The sequence below is a fragment of the Actinoplanes utahensis genome (genome assembly GCF_016862455.1).
GTDB lineage: Bacteria > Actinomycetota > Actinomycetes > Mycobacteriales > Micromonosporaceae > Actinoplanes > Actinoplanes utahensis.
Map to the genome: position 1 here is coordinate 79,012 of NZ_BOMZ01000093.1, position 21,022 is coordinate 100,033.

Here is a 21,022-nt window from a genome sequence, read left to right on the forward strand (position 1 = left end):
CACGTTCGGTCAGCTCGGTTGCAGAAGGATTGCTCTGACCTCTTCATCGACGCGTTGCTGAACTCAAGCCGGGCCGGTCCCACCCGAAAGAGGAGAGACGAAGCGGCTGGCACGGAGTCGGTGCCGGAAAAGGAGCGATGAATGTTCGGCGCACGTAGCACCCGGACCATCTCGAAGCTGTACGACGAGCTCGGCGAGGCCGGCACCGATGTGCAGACGATCACCGAGATCGTGCGGGCGCTGGACACATCGACCACGCCGGAGGAGGCGATCAGCACCGCGCTGACGCTGGTACGCGAACGCTTCAGCTGGCAGTACAGCTCATACTGGCAGCTCGACAACAACACACGCACGCTGCGCTTCGCCCAGGAGAGCGGCACCGTCAACGACGAATTCCGCAAGGTGACGAGGCAAGCGACCTTCGCCGAAGGAGTCGGGCTGTCCGGGCGCGCCTGGCGCAGTCGTGACCTGGTCTTCGTGTCCAATCTCGCCGATGTCAGCGACTGCATGCGCGCACCGGCCGCGACCCGGGCCGGCGTACGCAGCGGGATCTGCTTCCCGATCATCGAGAACGGCGCGGTCGTGGGCACCATGGACTTCTTCGCCACTACCGAGATGCAGCCCGCGGACAACCGGCTGTCGGTCCTGCGGGCGATCGGCGTGCTGGTCTCCGGGACGCTGGTGCGCCTGCGTGAGGCACTGCGGCAGGAGAAAGCCGCCCAGGACACCGAGGCCGTCTCCACCGTCATCCGCCAGATGACTCAGGCCACCAGCCGCGACCAGGCGCTGCGCTCCGCCCTGGAGACCATCCGCAAGGAGTTCGACTGGCAGTACGGCTCCTTCTGGCATCTCGACGAGCAGGACCAGGTCCTGCGTTTCGCCCTGGAATCAGGCGACGCCGGCGCGCAGTTCCGGCAGGTCACCATGTCCGCGTCGTTCGCCCGCGGGACCGGCCTGTCCGGCCGCACCTGGGACCGCGGTGACCTGGTCTTCGTCGAAAATCTCGGGGAGCTGACCGACTGTGTACGGCGTCCGGCCGCCCAAGCCGCGGGCGTCAAGTCCGGGGTGTGCCTACCCATCAAAGTCGGCGGCCGGATCGTCGGCACCATGGACTTCTTCGCCACTCGCACCCTGATCATGTATCCGGGCCGCGAAAGCGCACTGCGCAACACCGCGTTCCTCGTCGGGCAGGCGCTGGAACGCTTCGTCTCCGCCGAGCAACTGCACAGCGCCGGGCGGCAACTGCTGGACTCGATCGGCGAGGTGGAACGCAACGTCAACTCGGCTTCGGCTGTCGCCGCGCGCGGTGAGCGACTGGCCCTGGAAGCCAACGAGCACGTGGCGGCACTGGGCCGCGCCAGTGCCCAGATCAGCAGCGTGGTTCACGACATCCAGACCATCGCGGCACAGACCAAACTGCTCGCCCTCAACGCGACCATCGAGGCGGCCCGGGCCGGTGAGTCCGGCAAGGGATTCGCCGTCGTGGCCGGCGAGGTCAAAGAGCTGTCCACCGAGACCGAACGCGCTACCGACGAGGTCGGTACCAAGGTGACCGCGATTCAGGCCGCCGTCGAGGCCGTCACCGCGTCACTGGCCCAGATCCACGCCGCCGTCGAGGAGATCAACCAGACCCAGCACCTGATCGGCGGCGTCCTGCAGGAGCAGGTCACCGTCACCGACGCCATCCTCACCTGAGAACAGGGAAGCTATGTCATCAGTGCTGTGACCGGGCAGCAATCTGCCGCCACGTCAGTCCGCGACTCATGGGCACAGACGACGCGCATGACCCGACACCGGAACCAGAGGACTTCTGATTCCGCCATGTCCACCTGCTCGAGTTCGCCGACCTCGCCCAGTGGGCCTGCGCGACGCGGCGGCGGATACCAGCCCGTTGCGGCTGGTCGATGCCTGGCCCTACCCGGGCCTGATGCTCCGGCCCTCGTGGTCCGCGGGCACGTTCGGTCCGCTGGTCAGCGGTTGAGGTAGGCGGCCAGGCCGCCGAGTTCTTCGCTGGCGATGAACACCGACCGGACGTTGAGGATGGCCTCTTCGACGTGGTCGGTGCAGCCCCAGGCGGAGTGGCCCCAACGAGTCGGTGATCTTGATCTCGGCGGGTTCGGCGCAGCCGGTGGCACCACCGAGTTGGCAGTGGTCAGGGTGGGGCCGGTCGGCCTGGGTGGCGGCGGCCGCGCGCATCCGGGCGTTGAGTTCGGCGGCGGCGGCGGCGCGCTGCTCGGCCTCGGCACGCAGTTGGCGTTCCGAGCGGACGGTCTTGGTCAGTTCCTCCAGGGCCGACTGGGCGCTGGCCTCCGCGGCTTGCTGAGCTTGTTCGATGTGGTGGCGTTCGATGGCCAGTGCGGCGGTGTCGGCGAACAGGCGGGCCAGGGCGAGGTCGATGTCCTCGGGGGTGCGTGGGGTGCGGTGGTAGAGGGCGAAGGTGCCCAGCAGGTGGCCGTCGCGGGCCAGGATCGGCATCGACAAGCAGGATCCCAGGCCGGCTGCTTCGGCCAGGTCTCTGAAGGCTTCCCATGCGGGGTCGGTGCTGATGGCGGTGGTGATGACCGGTTCGCGGCGGTGGGCGGCGGTGCCGCAGGAGCCGACGCCGTCGCCGGTGGCGATGCCTTCGATGGCCTGGTTGTAGAAGCCGGGCAGGCCGGGTGCGGCGCCGTGCAGCAGGTGGGTGCCGTCGGGGTCGGCGAGCAGGATGGACACGAGCACGCCGTGTGGGGAGAGGTTCTCGATGCTGCGGGCCATCCCGTCGAGCACCTCGGTCAGCGGTGCCTGCCGGGCGATCTGCTCCAGCAGGGCGCGGTGCTTGGTCAGCAGCCGCTGGGCGTCTTTGATCTGGGTGGTCTCCACGCCGATCACCCGGATCCCGATAACCGTGCCACTCGGGTCGCGGCGCGGCTCGTAGGTGAAGTCGAAGAACATCTCCCGCGCCTGCGTGCCGGTGTCCAGCACGACGCGGGCATCGCGGCCGGTGTACGGCTCACCGCTGCGGTACACCTGGTCCAGCAGGTCGAGGAAGCCCTGACCGGCCAGTTCAGGCAGCAGCTCGGCCACCGGCACCCCGATGCGGGCCCGGTCCTTGCCGATGGTGGCGAAGAACGCCGGGTTCGCCGCCTCCACCACGTGCGCCGGCCCGGACAGCGCGGCGAACACGGCAATCGACTGGCCGAACATCGCGCGCAGGTCCTCGTCGGCTGTCGGCCCAGCGTCGGCGGGAGTCATGGCGGCTGGCGGCGGGGCTGGTGTCGCTGTCATGGTCCGGTAGGCCCTTCGGGCAGTAGATGCGGGTGAGATGCTGGTGCCAGCGCGGCCGGTGGTTACGGGCCGGTGAGGGTGTCGAGCATGCCGACCAGGTCCAGGATGCGGCGCACCATCGGTGGCGGGTTCACCATCCGTAGAGGGATCTGTTTCGCGGCGGCCTCGCCGTAGGCGCGGTCGAGGACGTCCAGGCCGGAGGAGTCGCAGAAGCCGACCTGCGCGAAGTCGACCAGGATCCGGGTGGTACCGGACCGGGTCGTCGCCTGACGCAAGACCTTCTGCAGATCGCCGGCGGTGGCCATATCGAGTTCACCGGTGACGCTGACGTGGATGACACCGTCGGTGGTGGTGGTGACGTCGATGTTCACCGGTGGCCGTCGCGATCCGCCGTGGAGGGCGGGGAGGCCGTGGCAGGGCTGCGGTTGAGGTAGCCGTAGACGGTGGACCGGGGCACGGAGAACAGATCCGCGATCTGTTGCATCGTTTCCCGACAAGGTCCAGGATGTCCCCGGGCGACCGACCTCATAGATCAGCAAGCGAGTGGCGCGGAATCACCGGCCCGTGCGGGGTTCTCCGCGACGGGTGCCGGCGGGCTGGCGGGCTGGGGGGCTGGATCTAGTGGTGGTTGGGGTGCTGCGGGCGTGGCGGGTGATGGCGAGTTTGTGCAGCAGCTCGTTGGTGGTGAAGGGTTTTTCCAGGAAGGTGATGTCCTCGTCGAGGATGTGGGTGGTGCCAAGCAGTCCGTTGCTGTAGCCGGACATGAACATCACGGGCAGGTCAGGGTGGTGTTCGTGCAGGATCTCGGCGAGGCGGGGGCCGGACATCTCCGGCATGATCACGTCGGTGAGCAGGATGTCGCAGCCGTGCTTGCCGTAAAGGTTCAGGGCTTCGGGGCCGTTGCCGGCGACGAGGACGTGGTATCCACCGTTGCTGACGATGCGGGCCACGACGCGGGCCAGCGCCGGCTCGTCCTCCACGATCAGCACGGTGCGTCCGTCGCCGGGCGGCGGCTCCTGCCGGCTGGTGGCCGTGGCGGTCGTGGTGGGGGCGGTGACCTGCGGGAGGTAGATCCGGAAGGTGGTGCCGATGTCGAGTTCGGAGTAGACGTTGATGCTGCCGCCTGCCTCGGTGACGATGCCGTAGACGGTGGCCAGGCCGAGTCCGGTGCCCTTGCCCTGCGGTTTGGTGGTGTAGAACGGTTCGAAGATCCGCGCGGCGGTGTCGGGGGACATGCCGTGGCCGGTGTCGCTGACCAGCAGCCGGGCGTAGGTGCCGGCGGCCAGGGGGGGTTGCATGTTGACTTCCTCGCCGTCGATGACAGCGGTGTTGGCCTCCAGCACGATCGTGCCGCCCTCGGGCATGGCATCACGGGCGTTGATCGCCAGGTTGAGCAGGATCTGCTGGACCTGACCGGGGTCGGCATGCACGATCAGCGGCTGATCGGCGGGCATGGCCATCAGGTTGATGTGTTCGCCGATGGTGCGCTGCAGCATGGCGTGGACCTCGGCGATCGAGGCGTTTAGGTCGATGTCCTGCGGTTGGATGGCGTCGCCGCGGGTGAAGGTGAGCAGTTGCCGGGTCAGGTTGCCGGCCCGGTCGACCGCGATGCGTGCCTGTTTGAGGTCGGCTTGGACCTGAGGCCGGTCGTGAGTGTCCTCGATGGCGAAGTCGGTGTAGTTGCCGATGATCGCCAGGATGTTGTTGAAGTCGTGCGCCACCCCGCCGGCCAGCTTGCCGAGGCTCTCCATCCGCTGCGCCTGGTGGCTGCGCTCCTCCACGGCCCGCTGCTGTTCGGCGGCTTCCTTGGCCGCGGTGATGTCGCGGGCGATCGCCGAGACCCCGATGACCGTGCCGGCCTGGTCCAGGATGGGGGTGATGGTCAGTGCCAGGTCGATCGGGGTGCCGTCCTTGCGCAGCCGCCGGGCCTCGTAGGAGCGGCCGCCCTCGCCGTGGCGGATGCCGGCCAGCACGGTGTGCTGATGTGCGGCACCGTCGGCGTCGGCGAGCATGGTGGCGGGCCGGCCCAGCATCTCCTCGGCGGTGTAGCCGAACAGTTTCTCGGCGCCGCGGTTCCAGGCGGTGATCAAGCCTTCCGGGGTGAGCCCGACGATGGCGTCGTCGCTGTGTTCCACCACGGTGGCCAGGGTCGCGCGTTGCGCTTCAGCGAGATCACGGGCCGCTTGTTCCCGGGCGGCGGCCTCGTCCAGGCGGTGCTGGCCCCACGGGTCGACGTAGATACCGCCGGGGCCGAGCAGGACCCCGTAACCGCGGCGCAAGGTCCAGTAGTAGACGCCGATCACGGCGGTGGTGGCGTCCCACAGCGCCGAGGTCCACGACCAGCCGGCCGTCTCGCCGTTCATGTGATGCCCCGCCGGACCCTGGATGATCATCTGGTAGGCCATGATCGCGTGGAGGGCATGGCCGACCGCGCAGCTGAAGAAGATCATCGACGTGGCCACGGCCAGTTTGTTGGTGCGTAGCTGCCCGGCCTGGCCGACCGGGACGAGGATCGCCACCGTGATCGACGCGTACGCGAACGTGATCACGGTATTGGCCAGCAGGAACATCTGATCCGGCATGGTTGATACTTCGGCTGCGAATCGTGGTTGCTGAGTGGTGCGAAACAGGAGCAGCGTGACCCAGGGACGCTCAGATCTCCCTCGCTGGCCGCCGGGGTGGCCGTTGCAGCGGTGAGGCCGCGTGGTCGAGCAGTCGTTGCAGTTCCTGAGCGGATTGGTAGATGACCTGCAGCTGCTGGACCTGTGCGGCGGGCATGGCGCCGTCGTCGTGCAGGATCTCGGCCATCCGAGGATCTTGGCAACCGGGTGACGCAGGTGATGCGCCAGCTCGCGCCGGTGCTGCCCGCCGCCGGTACCGTCGTCGTGCCAGAGGGTGCTCAGGTGCGACCGGGCCGCGGGGGCCTGCAGGCCCCCAGGGCGGGGGAACCCGTACATCGCCGTCAGGCTCTGCCGGCACCCCGCGCACAGCGACAGGTGAGCCTGGCCGTCGACCGGTTCGGCTGGGCGCAGGCACGCGATATGGGTGCTCGGGTCCACCGTGACGCACAAGTCGATGTGGGCGGCGCTGAAGTCGTCGTAGGCCAGGCCGTGGCAGGTCAGCAGATCAGCAGTCTGCGTGGCGGGGCAGTCGCCGGCCCAGACTCGGTCACGGCACAGCCGGTAGCAGCTGCCTGGGCCGTCGGTGGGCGGGATCGGCGACAGCCGCCGGTGTGGATGAGTTGCACGCGAGGACTCCTTGCTCAGGACGTGCTGATGCCCCGGGCGGGGGCCGTGTGGCATGCCGTATCGGCGTCCGGGTGAGCGGGCCCGGTGCAGGGCAGCGTTGCATTCCGGTGTCCAGGTTTCACGACGGAAGCGTTCAGCAGGGCACGGTTGCCGCCGATACGGTCAGCGTGAACGTGGACGAGTTGGTGACGCAGCAACCGCTGGGGAGACTGGTGGCGATGCTCGCGCGAGAGTTCGCCCCGCGGACAGCCTCGGTGCTGCAGCGGCACGGGTTCACCGAGGCCGGCTGGTGGCTGCTCAGCGAGCTGGCAACCGCCCCGGCGGGCGGATTGCCGTTGGGTGAGGCCGCCCGCCGTGCTGGACTGGGCGCCTCGACCACCACGGTGCTCAGCGACCAGCTCGCCGAGCGGGGCCTGTTGCTACGCCAGCGTTGTCCCGGCAACCGGCGGCTGGTGATCGCCGCACTGACCGATGCCGGCTACCGCTGTGTGGCCGTGGTCCGTGCCGAGCTCAACGACCTCTTCACCGCCACCTACGAGCGGCTCAGCGGCCCCGAACGCGACACCCTCACCCGGCTGCTGACCCGGCTGTTGAGCGCGGCACCCGGCGACACGCACGCCTGAGCACCGGTCACCCCCGACGACATCCCGGCTCATCGGTGAGCCGCATCGTCGTGTCGCCCATGCCCGCCGAACGCCGTCCAGAGAGCAGTCGATGAGCTTCATGCCACCCGAGATCACCGCCGACCGCTGCCACGGACTGAGCCGCCCCACCGTGGCCGAGCTGCGCACCTGTCTCACCAGCGGCCCGCACGCCGGCCCACAGCTGTGGTCACGGACGTGCCGGGCCGCCGGCCTCGACGCCGGCACCGACGACCCGGCCGCGCTGCAGATGACCTGCGGGACTGCGCACCTCGCGGTCCTGTCCCTGGCTATCCGGCTCCGTGCCCACACGGCCCTCACCAGCCGATGACCGCACGGTGCTGGCCCCGGCCCGCATTGTCCGGCGTCCAGGCGCGGTGCAGGCAGCAGAACCAGTTGACGCGTCGGACAACGGAAGGTGCCGTGTGGTGCTCGGCTGGGCAGCTCGCCAAGCGACGTCGGTAGCCACCGATGATCCGGTCCTGATCCGCCGCATCTGGATCTTCACCCAGGCCAGTGCCGCAGCCCTGGCCGTGGCGGCGGTCATGGTCGCGGCACTGGGATTCTGGCCGCTGGCCGGGCTGTACCTGACGCTGACCGTAGTGGATCAACTCTTTCTGCGCTGGCTGCGCCGGGGAGGCGGCCGGGACAGCCACCGGGCAGGATCGGTCTTCGTCTGGTTCTACGCGATCGTCCTGGCAGCCGTCGCGTTGGCTCCCCCACAAGGGCTGCCGGGAGAGGCCAGCATTCGCAGCATGTGTGTGATGCTGCTACCACTGGTCGCGGGACAGTTCACCACCCCGCGCCGGGCACGGTCCTGGACGCTGGTCAGCGCCGGCATGCTCATCGCGGTCGCCGGTATCTTCGGCAGCCTGCGCCTGGACAGCCCCGCCCACCTGCTCACCCTCGCCCTGCAAACCATCGTGCTGGCGGTGGTCTACCTGGTCTCCAGCGGTTCCTGGACAGCCCTGTCCGGCGAACGTGAACAGGCGAGGACAGCACGTGCGGAAGCCGAGCAACAACGCGACACCGCCGAGCACCTCGCGCACACACTGGGCGAACACGCCGCGCGTATCGCCGCGCGCAGCCGCGGCCTCGCCGGGCAGAACAAGGGCCTGGCCGCGTCCGCCGCCGAACAGGCCCAGGCCCTGATGCTGCTGACCGACGCCCTGCAGCAACTCCAAGAGGTCAGCGACAAGTTGGACAACACCGCCACCCACGCCGTGCGCCTGGCCACCGAGGCCAGCACCGCCGCCCACCACAGCCGCGAAGGCCTGACCCAACTCGCCGCCTCCATGCGCTCGATCCAGGACAGCTCCAGCACGACCGTGCAGGTCATCAGCCAGATCACCGCCGTCGCCGCGCAGACCACCCTGCTGTCGTTCAACGCCGCGATCGAGGCCGCCCGCGCCGGGCAAGCCGGTCAAGGATTCGCCGTCGTCGCCGACGAGGTCCGGCAACTATCCACCCGCGCCAGCGACGCGGCCACCAGCAGCTCCATCCAAGTGCAGGACACGATCGGACGCATCCACGACGGCGCCGCCGCCAGCGACCGACTCACCGACAACGTCACCGCCGTCACCACCGAACTCAGCACCATCGCCGACACCCTGCACACCATGGGCACCCAGTTCGACGACCAGCGCCGCAACCTCGGCCACCTGGTCGACCTCAGCGCCGCCATGAGCACCGCCACCGAAGGGTTCGTCGAACACACCCAACGCTCCGACACCGCCGCCCAACAACTACTGGCCGACACCACCGCCCTCATCCACGACCTGCACACCGCCACCGGGATCACCATCGACACCTCCGACGACAAACCGCCATCGGCCCTCACGCAGCAAATCCCTGCTCCCAGCAGCAGTACAGCCCTCGACTGGCAACTGTGAGTACGGAGCTGAAACCTCAACCGCTGCCAGCACGACCAACCACAGGCATCACCAACCGGTCTCCAGCCCCGGCAGAACCGGCTCATTGCCTTCTCACGGAGACCACCGCCCACCCTGACCAGCGCCTTGCCGTTCGGCGACCCCTCGAAGCCCACCATGATCGCTGCACTCGAGCGCCGACCGGACACGCGGACCCGCTCAACCGGAGCAGGAGCCGGCCGAAGAAGAACACCGACGCCCGGCAGCAGCCTGCAGCTCCCCGGTCCGCGTCACCGCAGACGCCACCGCCTCCAGCCAGGCCCTCAGCCCGCCGACTCACCACCGGAGCCCTTATGACCACCATCCCCGGATGGAACTATGACAAACCCACCGAGAAGGCGCTGATCGCCGAGTTCGCCAAAACCATGGGCACCGACCCCGCCCGCAACATGTGGGCCATGCTCTGCCGCCAGCTCGGCCTCGCCCAGCCCGTCAGCAGACTGGACGACCTCATCGCCGTCAGCGACGCCATGATCGAACTCGGCGACACCGTACGCGTCGCCGGCCGCGGAGCTCGCATCCGCCTGATCACCTACCGGGCCCTGCACGCCCCCGTCCTCGCACCACCGGACCCACCCCGCTCTCACCGCGCCCCCGCCGCCGGTCGCGCCGCAGCCCCAGGAGCACACCGATGAACACCGCCACCGACCCCATGAACGTCATCAACGCCGCCGACCGGATCCGCGTGCTAGCCACCATCGACCCCGACGACCCGCTCCTGCGCGCCGAACTGGACGCCCTCGCCGAGGACACCGCCCAGCGCACCGGCATGCCGACCAGCATGGCCTCCCTCGTGCTCGGCATGGCCCAGCACGCCGCCGGATCCTATGGGCTCACCGGCATCCTCGCCCTCGCCGGCGGCACCCCCATCGAATGGGCCCTCTGCGCCCGCACCGTCACCAGCGGCAAGCCCTACATCATCCCCGACGCCACCCGCCACCCGGTGGAATCCCGTAACCCGCTGGTCACCATGGGAGGGCTCCGCGCCTACGCCGGCTACCCCGCCACCGTCGCCGGCCACGTCGTCGGCGCCATCTGCGTCCTCACCGACACCCCGCACCACTTCACCGACGACCAGCTCACCACCCTGCACCAGGCCGCCGACTCCATGACCGACATCCTCCAACGCCACCGCGACGGCAAGTAAGAAGCACAGGCACCCAACCCCATAAGGCCCCCACACCCGATGGCCGAGCAACGTCAGAAGACGAACCCGCCGGACGCTCGCCTGTTGTTGTTTTTTCGCGGGAAACTACGGTCGGGCCGGGAGATCATCAGCATCCGGACGAGGTTGGCGGTCGCGGGGGCGGGTAGCGCCCCGGACCCGTCGCGCAGCCGCAGCCGGGGCAGGGCGCCGGGTGCGGCCCAGACCGGTGGTGTCGGCATCCGGGCCGGGAGGGCGGTCAGCGGGTCGGCGGTGAGCAGCGCCTGCATGCCGGCGGCCGCCGGCGTGCCGTACTGTTCGGCGGCGGTGTGGATCTGCCCGGTGTGGCCGTGGCTGTGCAGCAGGAGCAGGGCGCGCCCGGCTTGGCGGCGGGCGGTGCCGGCTTTGCCGAGCGCGGTGGGGACGAGGGCGCGGGCGGCCACGGCGGGGTGGCGCAGCAGCCATTGCCGGGCCAGCCGGCGCACCGATTTGAGCCGGGCCGACCAGTCGGCCATCAGCGCCGCCACGTCCGGTGAGGTGAACGGCAGCAGCAGCGGCCCGTACTCGGCGGGGGTGGCCCGGGCCAGCGTCAGCAGGGCGGGCAGTGCGTCGGTGCCGAAGCGGGCCGCCATGGCCCGCAGCCAGTGCGGTGACGTCCAGCCGGTGTGCTGCTGGTCGTGCCGGCGCTCGAGCGCCGGCCGGGCGATCCTCCTCGGGGGCCTGGACGATCAGGCGCAGCAGGTCGGTGCGCCGGATGGTGCCGGTCCGCGCCTTCTCGGCCAGGGCGGTCCAGTCGGTGCCGGCGGCGGCGTGGATCCAGGCGGCGCCGGCGGCCCAGTCCTGCCGCTCCCCCGCCTGCCAGTGCACCGCCGCCGGGTCGGTGCAGGTCAGCCCGGTGACGGCCGGTGGTCTGGCGGCGCGGGTGCGGTGCTGCCAGGGCGGGTCGGCGAGCACCGGCGGCACCGCGGACGCCGGTGCGGTGGCCGTCTCGTCGCCGGTGGCCGCGTGGGCCCGCACGCGGGCGGCGGCGGCCGGGCTGAGCCGGGGCAGGACCCGGTCGACCAGGTCGGGGTGGTTGGTGACGTGCAGGCGCAGCAGGTCGTCGTCGGCCTCGGCGAGCAGCCGCAGCGCGCGGGCCGGGAACCGTTCGGCGGCGTCCAGCAGGGCGGCGCGGACCGGCCGGGACCGGGACCGGGACCGGCGCAGCAGGCCGTGCAGCGCCTCGTCGGTGGGCAGCCGGGCCAGCGCGGACAGCAGGAACCGGTCGGGGCCGACGTGGCCGGCCAGTTGGTCGTGCCAGTGCAGCAGGGCGGGCCCGGCGCCGGCGCCGACCGCGTCGAGGAGGGTGGCCACGAGGTCGGCGGGGCAGCTGCGGTGCAGGGTGTCGACCTGGCGGATCAAGGACCACAGCTGGGCGGGTGTGCCGGCCGCGTACAGCAGCAGGGCGCAGCGCACACCGTCGCGGCCGGTCACCGCGTCGGCCACGTCGTCGCGCACCCAGTCCGGCCGGGTGGTCAGCACCGCACCGGCGGCACGCTCGTACACGTCGTCACCGGACCGGTGGCCGGCCAGCGCGGTGACGACCTGGTCGGCGTCGGGTCGCTCGCGGCGGCGAACGCCGCCCGCACCCGCAGCAGTCCGGGCAGCGCCGGCTCGTACTCCGGGCGCGGGTCGCCGGGACGCCGGCGCCGGATGCCGGGGTCGGCGAACGGGGTGCCGCTCAGCCCGCGGGGCGCCTGGTCGTCGATGATCAGCAGGGTGGCCGCGGCGACGGCGGCGAGGGCCGCGAACCGGAGCCCGTGGCCGCTGATCCACATGTCGGCCGCGGTGGGGCCGACCCCACCCTGGCCGGTGATCACCGCGACGGCGGCGGCACCGAGCGGATCGGCTTCGCCGGCCTGCCAGCGGGTCGCCGCGGCGCGGACGTCGTCGGTGGTGGAGGGGGCGGCCAGGACGGCGCTCACCCGGGCCTGCCGCTCGGCGAGCATCCGGCCGGCGCGCTCGGGCGCCTGCGGGTCGGCGGCGAACGGCCGGACCACGGTGCCGCCGCGGCGCGGGTGCACCTGCCGGCGCCAGGCGTCCGGTAGGGCGAGGGTGTCTTCCACGCCGCGCAACCTACCGCCCGGGTACGACAGGAATGCCGCGGTCTATTCGGTGCGCTGGCGCTGGCGCAGGTAGGCGAGGACGGCTTCGCGGGTGGTCCGGACCCCGAACAGGGCCCGGGCTTCGGCGATGCGCCGGTTGGCGGTGCGCAGGGACAGGAATTCCGCGGCCGCGGCGGCGGCGATGGTGTCGCCGGCGGCGAGCCGGTCGAGCAGGGCCCGTTGTTCGGGGATGAGGTTGGCGATCAGGTCGGTGCCGTCGACGCCGCGGTTGACCGGCCCGAGCCGGGACAGGTCGTCGATCAGGGCCCGGCCGGCGGTGGATTCGGCGTCGCAGACGGCGACGACGCCGGCGCCGCGGGCGGCGGCGAGGACCGCCAGTTGCGCGGTCTCGATGTCGTCGTCACCGACCCGGCCGTGCAGGACCAGGTGGGCGGCGCCGACGTCCCAGGAGGGATCGGGCAGGGCGAATCCGGGCCGGGCCGTCCATCCGTCGCGGCCGAGCCGGCGCAGGACGGTGTCGGCTTCGGCGGAGGTGGCCACTACGTGGCGTGGCGCATCGTCGGGCTGTCGTATCACCGGCCATCCTCGGGGGTTTCGAAGGGTTCTGCCCTTGCCGGGGTGGGGGCGAGGGCCAGTGCCGCGGCTTCGGTGCGGGTACGTGCTCCGAGTTTGCGCATGCTGGCGCGGATGTGGGTGTCGACGGTCTCGGCGGAGATGCCGAGTTGCCCGGCGATACGGCGGGTGGGTTCTCCGGCGGCGACCAGGTGCAGCACGTCGAGTTCGCGGCGGGTGAGCCGGCCGTCGGAGCGTGGGCTGCGGGTGTCGCGCTGGATCTGGTGGCGGCGCAGTCCGCGCCGGGCCCGGCCGGCGAGGACGGTGAGGCCGGCGTCGTCGGCGAGTTGTTCGGCGCGTAGCAGCGCGGCGACGGCCGGGTCACGGTCGGCGCCGGTGAGCCCGGCGGCGATCAGGCAGCGGATCTGTTCGCGCCGGGCGACGGGCTGCCACGCGTCGGCGGCGGTGTCGAGGCCGGCGCCGACGGCCCAGGCGGTGAGGGTGCGCCGGGCGGGTGCGGGCAGGTCGACGGGGATGGCGGGGCTGCCGGGTTCGCCGAGGTCGTAGGCGGCCCAGCGGGCGGTGATGGCGTGCAGCCCGGCGAGCAGGCCGCGCCCGGTGTCGCCGGTGGTGTGCACGGCCCGGTCGGGTTGCCCGTCGAGCCAGGCCGCTTCGCGGGCGACCCAGGCGGCGGCGGGGTGGGCGGGGGCGGCGCCGAGCCGGGTCCGGGCGGCGGCGAGCAGCCCGGTGTCGGCTTCGATGAGGGCGGTGGCGGCGGTCGCGTACGCCCGGGCCTGGTCGGGCAGGGCCCGGTCGGTGAGGTTGGCGGCGCGGCGCAGCACCCCGTCGGTGCCGTCCCAGGACAGTGCGGCGGGGAAGTCGGGGCCGTGCAGGGCCAGCGCCCAGTCGGCGGCGGCCAGGAATCGGGTCTGCCAGCCGTAGGCGAGCGCGTCGGCGGCGGTGGCGGCGGCGTGCAGGGCGGCGGTGGCGGCGTCGACGAGCCGGCCTTCGGCGGTGAGGTGTTCGACCAGCTGCCAGGCCGCCCAGCGGGCGATGAGCGGGTCGGTGGCGCCGGCGGCGGCGGTGAGGGCGGTGTCCCAGCCGGGGAGCCGGTGCGCGGCGCGGACGGCGGCGAGCGCGGCGACGATGCCGTCGGACGGCGCCGGATGCCGGGCGGCGATCTTGTCGGCGAGTTCGAGGGCGCTGCCGGGTTCGCCGGCGAGGGTGGACAGCAGCAGGACCCGGTCGCGGGCGGCGACGACGCTGCCGGCGGCGGTGTCCGGGACGGGCCGGACCGCGTCGCGGGCGGCGGCCGGGTCGCCGGCCTGCAGCAGCGCTTCGCCGCGCAGCACCGCCGCTTCCAGCAGGGTGGGCAGGGGGGCCAGCACGTCGGCGGCGTCGGCGGCGCGGCCGGCGGCGAGGGCGGCGTCGGCGGCGGCGAGCCGGACCCGCGGGTCGACGGTGGTGGGCAGCCCGGCGGCGAACAGCAGCAGCGCGGCCCGTTCGGCGCCGGTGGCCCGGTCGGCGGCGGCGAGGGCGGTGCGGTAGGCGCCGCCGGCGTCGCCGGCGGCGGCCAGGTGCCGGGCGGCTTCGGCGGGCGGGGTGAGTTCGGCGAGGCGGGCGTGCAGGTCGGCGCGGGCGCCGGGGTCGAGCAGCCCGGCGGCGGTCTCGGCGACGTAGGCGGAGACGGGCAGCAGGAAGCCGCCGGGTTCGGCGGTGACCAGCCCGGCGGCGAGCAGATCGGCGGCGCCGGTGCCGAGCAGGACCGGTTCGGCGGGACGGCCGAGCAGGCCGAGGGCGGCCAGCGCGGTACGGGCGGGGCGGGGCAGGTCGGCCAGGGCGGTGGCGATCGCGTACGCCACCTGGTCGATGTCCTCGCCGATCGGGGCGCGGCCGGCGGCGGCCTGCCGGGCCAGGGCGATGACGGCGAGGGGGTTGCCGCCGGCGCGGGCGACCACGGCGGCCGCGGCGAGGTCGTCGAGGCCGCCGGCGGTCTGCCGGGCCAGGGCGAGCGCGGCGGCGCCGGTCAGCGGCGGCACCGGGAGCCAGGCGGTGGCCGCGGCCCGCAGTGCGGCGGCGAGGTCGGCGGGCAGCCGGTGCGGGGTGCGCACGGCCACCAGCACCCGGCAGGTGCGGGCCAGGTGCGGCAGGGCCGCGACCGTCGCCGGGTCGGCGTGGTGCAGGTCGTCGATGACCAGCAGGCCGCCGCGGACCCGGGACCGGACGGCTTCGGCCAGCAGCGCGACGTCGTCGGCGGGCAGCCGGGCCCGGACCGCCCGGGACAGCGCGAGGGCGGGCACGTCGGCGAGCATGGCCAGCCCGCCGCCGAGGTGGGCGGGGCCGGGCACGGCGGCGGCGATGCGGCGCAGCAGGGTGCTGCGGCCGCAGCCGGGCGGGCCGGTGAGCACGACGAGGGCAGGCCCTTGACGCAACGCGGTACGGGCGGCCACCTCTGGCTCGTCCGTCACCTGCGCTCCCCCCTCACTGGCACGAACTCGTGATGCCGGCCCGCGGGCCGGTGTCCGTAGGCTTCACTGCGAACATCGCTTCGACGAAAGGGTCCCTTCGTGACGACGACAGCGGCGCCACGCACATTGTCGCCGACGGTGTGCTGCGCTGACGAGTCGAAGTGACCGGCCCCCTGACCACCGGTGTCGTGACCCTGTGTCACGATATCGTCACGCGCCTCTCCTCCGATGCTGGTCAACAGGTGCAACAGATCAGCCGGCGCCTTCACGATCCGTTACGAGTGGCGATTGCAGGCCGCCTGAAAGCCGGAAAGTCGACACTAGTCAACGCTCTGATCGGCCGTCGGGTCGCCCCCACCGCCGCCGGCGAGTGCACCCGGGTGGTCACCCGGTTCCGCTACGGGCCCGCCGACCGCATCGACGTGGTCACCCGCGACGGCGGCCGGCACAGCCTGCCGCTGGACGACGACGGCATGGTCCCGGCCCGCCTCGGCGTCCCCACCGCCCGCATCGCCCACGTCGACGTCACCCTCACCAGCGACCGGCTGCGCGACCTCACCGTCGTCGACACGCCCGGCCTGGCCTCCACCGACACCGCCGGCAGCGCCCGCGCCGAGGCCGCCGTCGGCATCGACGACGACTCCGCCGGCGAGATCGCCGCCGCCGAGGCCGTGGTGTACGTGTTCACCCAGGCCGTCCGCGCCGACGACCTGCGCGCCCTGCAGGCCTTCCATGCCGCGTCGGCGAGACTGGCGACCAGCCCGCTCAACGCGATCGGGGTGCTGTCGCGCATCGACACCCTCACCGGCGGCGGCACCGACCCGTGGCCGGTCGCCGAACCCCTCGCCCGGCAGCAGGCCCGGCTGCTGACCCGCACCGTCGGCGACGTCGTGCCGGTGGCCGGGCTGCTCGCCGAGACCGCCGTCGCCGGCCGGCTCACCGCCGCCGACCGTGACGCCCTCGCCGCCCTGGCCGCGCTGCCCCCCGCCGACCTGCAGGTGCTGCTGCTGTCGGCCGACCTGTTCCGCACCCGGACCGCACCGGTCTCCACCGACCAGCGGGAACGGCTGCTGACCCGCCTCGACCTGTACGGCATCGGCTTCGCCTGCGCCCAGCTGACCGGCGACCCGCGGCTGGGCACCGGCGAACTGGTCCGCCGGCTGACCGCCGCGTCCGGGCTGGCCCGGCTGACCGCCACCGTCGACCAGACGTTCCGCTGGCGCTGCGACGCGATCAAGGCCGGGTGGGCGCTGACCCGCCTGGAACGCCTCGCCTCCTACGACGCCCGGGCCCGCGGCGTCATCCGCGACGCCGTGGAACAGGCCCTGCGCGACCCCGCCTACCACCGGCTGCGCCTGCTCGACGCCGCACAGCGCGCCGCCACCGGCACCGTGCCGCTGCCGGCCGGCTGGGACCAGGAGCTGATCCGCCTGGCCACCTCCGACGACCCGCACGTCATCCTCGGCCTGCCCGACGCCGGCCCCGCCGACCTGGCCGCGGCGGCGATCGCGGCGGCCGGCCGGTGGCGCGCCTACGCCGTCGACGGGGCCGGGCCCGCCCAGGCCCGGCTCGCCCACATCGCCCACCGCGGCTTCCAGCTGCTCGCCCGCGAGATCCGCGAGGTCCGTGCATGACCGACCTGACCGCCCAGCTCGACACCGCCGTCCGCGACACCCTGTCGTACCTGCGCACCGCCGACCCGGACGCCGCCGCCGACCTGGCCGACCTGCGCCGCGCCCACCTGACCCGCCCCGGCGTGGTCGTCGTCGGCGAAACCAAACGCGGCAAGAGCTCCCTGGTCAACGCCTTGCTCGGGGTGCCCGGCCTGTCCCCGGTCGACGCGGCCGTCACCACCGCCGCCTACCTGCACTTCACCCCTGGCGCCGCGTTCAGCGCCCGGGCGTGGCTGCCCGGCGGCGAGGAGGTCGACGTCGACGACCTCACCGACTGGGCCCGCGGACGGCACCGCGCCCGCCGCATCGAGGTCACCCACCCGGCGCCGCTGCTGCAATACCTGACCCTGCTCGACACCCCCGGCGCCGGCGGCCTCGACCCGGTGCACGCCACCATCGCCCTGGACGCGGTACGCCGCGGCACCGCCCTGCTGTTCGTCGCCGACGCCGGCGCCCCACTGTCCCAGCCGGAGCTGGACTTCCTGGCCGCCGCCACCGAACGCGTCGACGCCGTCGTCTTCGCCCTCACCAAGATCGACGCGTTTCCGCAGTGGCGCGCCATCGCCGACGACAACCGCTCCCTGCTGCAGGCCCACGCCCCCCGCTTCGCCGCCGCCCCCTGGTTCCCGGTCTCCGCCCGCCTGGCCGAGATCGCCCTCACCGCCGACCCGGCCACCCGCGACACCCTGGCCGGCGAATCCCGCGTGCCCGCCCTGCAGCACGCCCTCGTCGAACTCGCCGGCCGCGGCCACCAGCTGCGCCTGGCCAACGTGCTGCGCGCCGCCCACCGCGACCTGACCCGGCTGCGTGACACCGCCGAGGAACGCGTCCAGGCCGCCGCGAACCCGGCCGCGCAGGCCGCCACCCGCGCCGAACGCGCCGCCCTCGCCGCCCGCAAACGCACCGAGTCGCGCCAGTGGACGCTGCGGCTCAACGCCGAGATCCAGCACGCCCGGGTCGCCGTCATCGGCCGGCTGCGCACCCGGATCACCGAGATCCAGCACGACTTCGCCCGCCGTATCGACACCGCCCGCGGCGACACCCTCACCGCCCTGCCCGACGACCTCGACACCCGCCTGCACGCCGCCGCCGCGGACCTGTCGGCCACCCTGGAGGACACCTACCGCGACGTCGCCGAGAAGGTCCTCGCCGACTCCTTCGACCCGGCCCGCGTCGGCGCCACCCTGCGCCACACCCTCACCGCCGGCCCACCCCGCGACGGCTCGGGCGACAACATGCTGATCGCCCTGTCCGCCGGCGGCGTCGCCCTGCTCGCCGGACGCGGCGCCATGCTCGGCGCGTCCGCGCTCGGCCTGGCCGGCGGCCTGCTGCTGCCGGTCGCCGGGCTCGGCCTCGGCCTGGCCGCCGGCGGCTACGTCATCTACCGCCGCCGCGTGCACACCGACCGCCGGCACGCCCACACCTGGCTGCGCGACGTGCTGTCGGAAGCCCGGGCGGCACTCACCGACGAGATCAGCGGCCGGTTCACCGACCTGCAGTACGCCCTGTCGGTCGCCCTCGACGACGCCATCGAACGCCGGCTGCGCGAACTCGACGCGCTGATCGCCGAGATCGACGCCGCCGCCGCCGAGGACGCCGCCGGCCGGGCCCGCCGCCGCGCCGCCGCCACCAAGGACCGCGACGCCGCCGCCGCCCGGCTGCGAGAGGCCGACGAGGCGCTGCTGCGGGCCCGCTCCCTGACACCCGCTCCCATCGACGAAGGGCTCTCCCGATGACCGACCACTGGGACCACGACGACGATTTCGACCTCGACGCGCCCGAGGACCTGCCGCCACCGGCCGCCGACGACCCGCACCCGCTGCACGACGACACCGACGTCGGCTTCGACGACGACACGCCCGTGTGGCAGGACGAGCCCACCGACGTCCCGGACCTGCCCGACACCGTCGACGCGGTCGCCGACGACACCGTCTTCCCGCCGGCCCTGGCCGTGGACCTGCCCGAACCCGTCGACGGTTTCCCCTGGATCGACACCGCCACCCTCGGCGCCGGCGAAGCCTTCACCCCGCCCACCGACCCGGTCACCGCCGAGGAACTCGCCGCCTACGCCGGCGTCGACATCCCGGCCGGCGCCGACGCCTGGACCGTCCTCGCCGACTCCGACGACCCCGCCACCGCCGCCCTGGCCCGATGGTGGACGCCAGGTGAACAGTGATCCACATCTCCCGCCGGCGCCCCCGGAATGGCATCATGACCGCGCACCGACCACACCCAGGAGCGCACACTGATGGCCGTCACCGGCACCCACGACATCGTTCCCGCAGGTAAACGGGAACTCCGCGGCTGGTACTTCTACGACTGGGCCAACTCGGCCTTCCAGACCACCGTCATCACGGTGTTCCTGGGCCCGTTCCTCACCAGCGTCACCGAACAGGCCGCCGGCTGCGCCATCGACGCCGACACCTGCGACGGCACCGTCCACCCGCTCGGCATCCCCGTCGCCGCCGGGTCCTACTACCCGTACCTGGTCTCCCTGTCGGTGCTGCTCACCGTCTTCGTCCTGCCCATCGTGGGCGCCGTCGCCGACCGCGCCCCCCGCAAGAAACCACTGCTCGCCGCGGCCGCCTTCACCGGCGCCGCCGCCACCATGGCGATGGGCTTCGTCACCGGCGAACGCTACCTGCTCGGCGGCGTCCTCTTCATCATCGCCAACATCAGCTTCGGCGCCGCCGTCGTCGTCTACCACTCGTTCCTGCCGCAACTGGCCGGCCCCGACGACCGCGACCGCATCTCCAGCCGCGGCTGGGCCTTCGGCTACCTCGGCGGCGGACTCCTGCTCCTGCTCAACCTGATCGTCGTCATGACCCTGACCGAGGACGGCAACGCCGAGAAGACCCTCGACCTGGCCCGCTACTGCATCGTCTCGGCCGGCGTCTGGTGGGCGGCGTTCACCTTCGTGCCGCTGCGGCTGCTGCGCGAACACCCCAGCGCCTCCTCGACCAGCGAGAAGGGCAACATCCTCACCGACGGGTTCAGACAGCTCGGCCACACCGTCAAAGGCATGCGCGCCTACCCGCTCACCCTGTTCTTCCTCGGCGCGTTCCTCGTCTACAACGACGGCATCCAGACCGTCATCACCCTGGCCAGCCAGTTCGGCACCGAGGAACTCGAACTCGAACAGTCGGCGCTGATCGTCACCATCCTGATCGTCCAGTTCCTCGCCTTCGGCGGCGCCCTGCTCCTCGGCGCCCTCGCCGCCCGCATCGGCGCCCGCAAGACGATCCTGATCAGCCTCGGCCTGTGGTTGCTCGTCATCATCGCCGCGTTCTGGCTACCCGAAGGCGAACCCGTACCCTTCATGATCCTCGGCGCCGGCATCGGCCTCGTCCTCGGCGGCAGCCAGGCCCTCTCCCGCAGCCTGTTCGCCCAGCTCATCCCCGCCGGCAAGGAAGGCGAGTACTTCGGCTTCTACGAGATCAGCGACAAGGGCACCAGCTGGCTCGGCCCGCTCTTCTTCGGCCTCATCTTCCAACTCACCGACAGCTACCGCATCGGCATCGTCAGCCTGGTCGTGTTCTTCCTCGCCGGCGGCATCCTGCTCGCCCTCGTCCCCATCCGGCGCGCCATCCTCGCCGCCGGCAACACCCCGCCGAAGGTTCTCTGAATGGACATCACCCTCGACCCCGCATCCCCCGTGCCCCCGTACGAACAGGTCCGCCTCGCCATCGCCGCCCAGGCCGCCGACGGCGCCCTCGCCGCCGGCACCCGCCTGCCCCCGGTCCGCCAGCTCGCCGGCGAACTCGACCTGGCCGTCAACACCGTCGCCCGCGCCTACCGCGAACTCGAACAGGCCGGCCTCGTCGAGACCCGCGGCCGGCACGGCACCGTCATCACCGCCAAAGCCACCGGCACCGCCGGGCAGGCCCAGCGCGCCGCCCACGCCTACGCCGAACGCACCCGCGCCCTCGGCATCCCCGCCGCCACCGCCCTGGCCCTGGTCAAGGCCGCCCTCGAAGACCGATGACCCCGTTCACG

The 21,022-nt window shown here is 72.6% G+C and carries 19 protein-coding genes and 1 pseudogene; 12 read left to right on the forward strand and 8 right to left on the reverse strand.

What is annotated here, in order from left to right; translation table 11 throughout:
- Positions 1-141: 141 nt before the first annotated feature.
- Together Aut01nite_RS44480 and Aut01nite_RS45085 are read left to right on the forward strand one after the other, a co-directional pair.
- A pseudogene (locus Aut01nite_RS44480) lies at positions 142-1,188 on the forward strand (GAF domain-containing protein); the annotation flags it as partial.
- 75 nt (positions 1,189-1,263) lie between these two features.
- Positions 1,264-1,695 (forward strand): methyl-accepting chemotaxis protein, encoded by a 432-nt coding sequence (locus Aut01nite_RS45085; RefSeq protein ID WP_268871742.1) that lies wholly within the window; start codon positions 1,264-1,266, stop codon positions 1,693-1,695.
- Between the two features lie 219 nt (positions 1,696-1,914).
- Here Aut01nite_RS45085 and Aut01nite_RS34020 read toward each other — a convergent pair whose 3' ends face one another.
- The 4 genes from Aut01nite_RS34020 to Aut01nite_RS34035 form a co-directional block, all read right to left on the reverse strand.
- Positions 1,915-3,264, reverse strand: coding sequence for a GAF domain-containing protein (locus Aut01nite_RS34020; RefSeq protein WP_236643102.1), 1,350 nt, complete (start codon positions 3,262-3,264; stop codon positions 1,915-1,917).
- A gap of 62 nt (positions 3,265-3,326) precedes the next feature.
- On the reverse strand, positions 3,327-3,635 hold the full coding sequence (locus tag Aut01nite_RS34025) for an STAS domain-containing protein (protein WP_052164445.1): 309 nt from the start codon (positions 3,633-3,635) through the stop codon (positions 3,327-3,329).
- 183 nt (positions 3,636-3,818) lie between these two features.
- Positions 3,819-5,846: a PAS domain S-box protein gene (locus Aut01nite_RS34030; RefSeq protein WP_052164446.1), complete on the reverse strand. Its 2,028-nt coding sequence runs from the start codon at positions 5,844-5,846 to the stop codon at positions 3,819-3,821.
- 70 nt (positions 5,847-5,916) lie between these two features.
- The gene (locus Aut01nite_RS34035; RefSeq protein WP_161790744.1) at positions 5,917-6,072 is read right to left on the reverse strand and encodes a hypothetical protein; all 156 of its coding nucleotides are present in this window, start codon (positions 6,070-6,072) and stop codon (positions 5,917-5,919) included.
- A gap of 613 nt (positions 6,073-6,685) precedes the next feature.
- Between Aut01nite_RS34035 and Aut01nite_RS34040 the strand changes: the two genes are divergently transcribed.
- The 5 genes from Aut01nite_RS34040 to Aut01nite_RS34060 all read left to right on the forward strand — a co-directional run bounded on the left by Aut01nite_RS34040 (position 6,686) and on the right by Aut01nite_RS34060 (position 10,231).
- A complete protein-coding gene (locus Aut01nite_RS34040) occupies positions 6,686-7,135 on the forward strand; it encodes a MarR family winged helix-turn-helix transcriptional regulator (RefSeq protein WP_152629059.1) in 450 nt (149 codons plus the stop codon).
- Between the two features lie 91 nt (positions 7,136-7,226).
- Positions 7,227-7,484, forward strand: coding sequence for a hypothetical protein (locus tag Aut01nite_RS34045; protein WP_043531661.1), 258 nt, complete (start codon positions 7,227-7,229; stop codon positions 7,482-7,484).
- 7 nt (positions 7,485-7,491) lie between these two features.
- The gene (locus Aut01nite_RS34050; RefSeq protein WP_152629060.1) at positions 7,492-9,045 is read left to right on the forward strand and encodes a methyl-accepting chemotaxis protein; all 1,554 of its coding nucleotides are present in this window, start codon (positions 7,492-7,494) and stop codon (positions 9,043-9,045) included.
- Positions 9,046-9,377: 332 nt separating this feature from the next.
- Positions 9,378-9,719, forward strand: a complete 342-nt coding sequence (locus Aut01nite_RS34055; protein ID WP_043531665.1) for a hypothetical protein — start codon at positions 9,378-9,380, stop codon at positions 9,717-9,719.
- Positions 9,716-10,231: a GAF domain-containing protein gene (locus Aut01nite_RS34060; protein WP_236643103.1), complete on the forward strand. Its 516-nt coding sequence runs from the start codon at positions 9,716-9,718 to the stop codon at positions 10,229-10,231. Before Aut01nite_RS34055 ends, Aut01nite_RS34060 begins: the two co-directional genes overlap by 4 nt.
- 53 nt (positions 10,232-10,284) lie before the next feature.
- Here Aut01nite_RS34060 and Aut01nite_RS34065 read toward each other — a convergent pair whose 3' ends face one another.
- The 4 genes from Aut01nite_RS34065 to Aut01nite_RS34080 all read right to left on the reverse strand — a co-directional run bounded on the left by Aut01nite_RS34065 (position 10,285) and on the right by Aut01nite_RS34080 (position 15,353).
- Positions 10,285-10,860: a hypothetical protein gene (locus Aut01nite_RS34065; RefSeq protein ID WP_052164448.1), complete on the reverse strand. Its 576-nt coding sequence runs from the start codon at positions 10,858-10,860 to the stop codon at positions 10,285-10,287.
- 882 nt (positions 10,861-11,742) lie between these two features.
- Positions 11,743-12,333: a hypothetical protein gene (locus Aut01nite_RS34070; RefSeq protein ID WP_043531668.1), complete on the reverse strand. Its 591-nt coding sequence runs from the start codon at positions 12,331-12,333 to the stop codon at positions 11,743-11,745.
- A gap of 42 nt (positions 12,334-12,375) precedes the next feature.
- Positions 12,376-12,909 carry a hypothetical protein gene (locus Aut01nite_RS34075; RefSeq protein WP_043531670.1) on the reverse strand — a complete coding sequence of 178 codons (534 nt, stop codon included), beginning with the start codon at positions 12,907-12,909 and terminating at the stop codon, positions 12,376-12,378.
- Entirely contained in the window at positions 12,906-15,353 is a 2,448-nt protein-coding gene (locus Aut01nite_RS34080; protein WP_043531672.1) for a LuxR C-terminal-related transcriptional regulator, read from the reverse strand. The genes Aut01nite_RS34075 and Aut01nite_RS34080 overlap by 4 nt, the downstream gene beginning before the upstream one ends.
- A gap of 281 nt (positions 15,354-15,634) precedes the next feature.
- Between Aut01nite_RS34080 and Aut01nite_RS34085 the strand changes: the two genes are divergently transcribed.
- From Aut01nite_RS34085 to Aut01nite_RS34105, 5 genes are all read left to right on the forward strand, one after another.
- Positions 15,635-16,987: a dynamin family protein gene (locus Aut01nite_RS34085; protein ID WP_236643104.1), complete on the forward strand. Its 1,353-nt coding sequence runs from the start codon at positions 15,635-15,637 to the stop codon at positions 16,985-16,987.
- On the forward strand, positions 16,984-18,762 hold the full coding sequence (locus tag Aut01nite_RS34090; RefSeq protein ID WP_043531676.1) for a dynamin family protein: 1,779 nt from the start codon (positions 16,984-16,986) through the stop codon (positions 18,760-18,762). Before Aut01nite_RS34085 ends, Aut01nite_RS34090 begins: the two co-directional genes overlap by 4 nt.
- Entirely contained in the window at positions 18,759-19,202 is a 444-nt protein-coding gene (locus Aut01nite_RS34095) for a hypothetical protein (RefSeq protein WP_043531678.1), read from the forward strand. The genes Aut01nite_RS34090 and Aut01nite_RS34095 overlap by 4 nt, the downstream gene beginning before the upstream one ends.
- Before the next feature lie 72 nt (positions 19,203-19,274).
- Positions 19,275-20,651 (forward strand): MFS transporter, encoded by a 1,377-nt coding sequence (locus Aut01nite_RS34100; RefSeq protein ID WP_043531680.1) that lies wholly within the window; start codon positions 19,275-19,277, stop codon positions 20,649-20,651.
- Positions 20,652-21,011 (forward strand): GntR family transcriptional regulator, encoded by a 360-nt coding sequence (locus Aut01nite_RS34105; RefSeq protein ID WP_043531682.1) that lies wholly within the window; start codon positions 20,652-20,654, stop codon positions 21,009-21,011. It begins immediately after the preceding gene.
- Positions 21,012-21,022 lie beyond the last annotated feature (11 nt).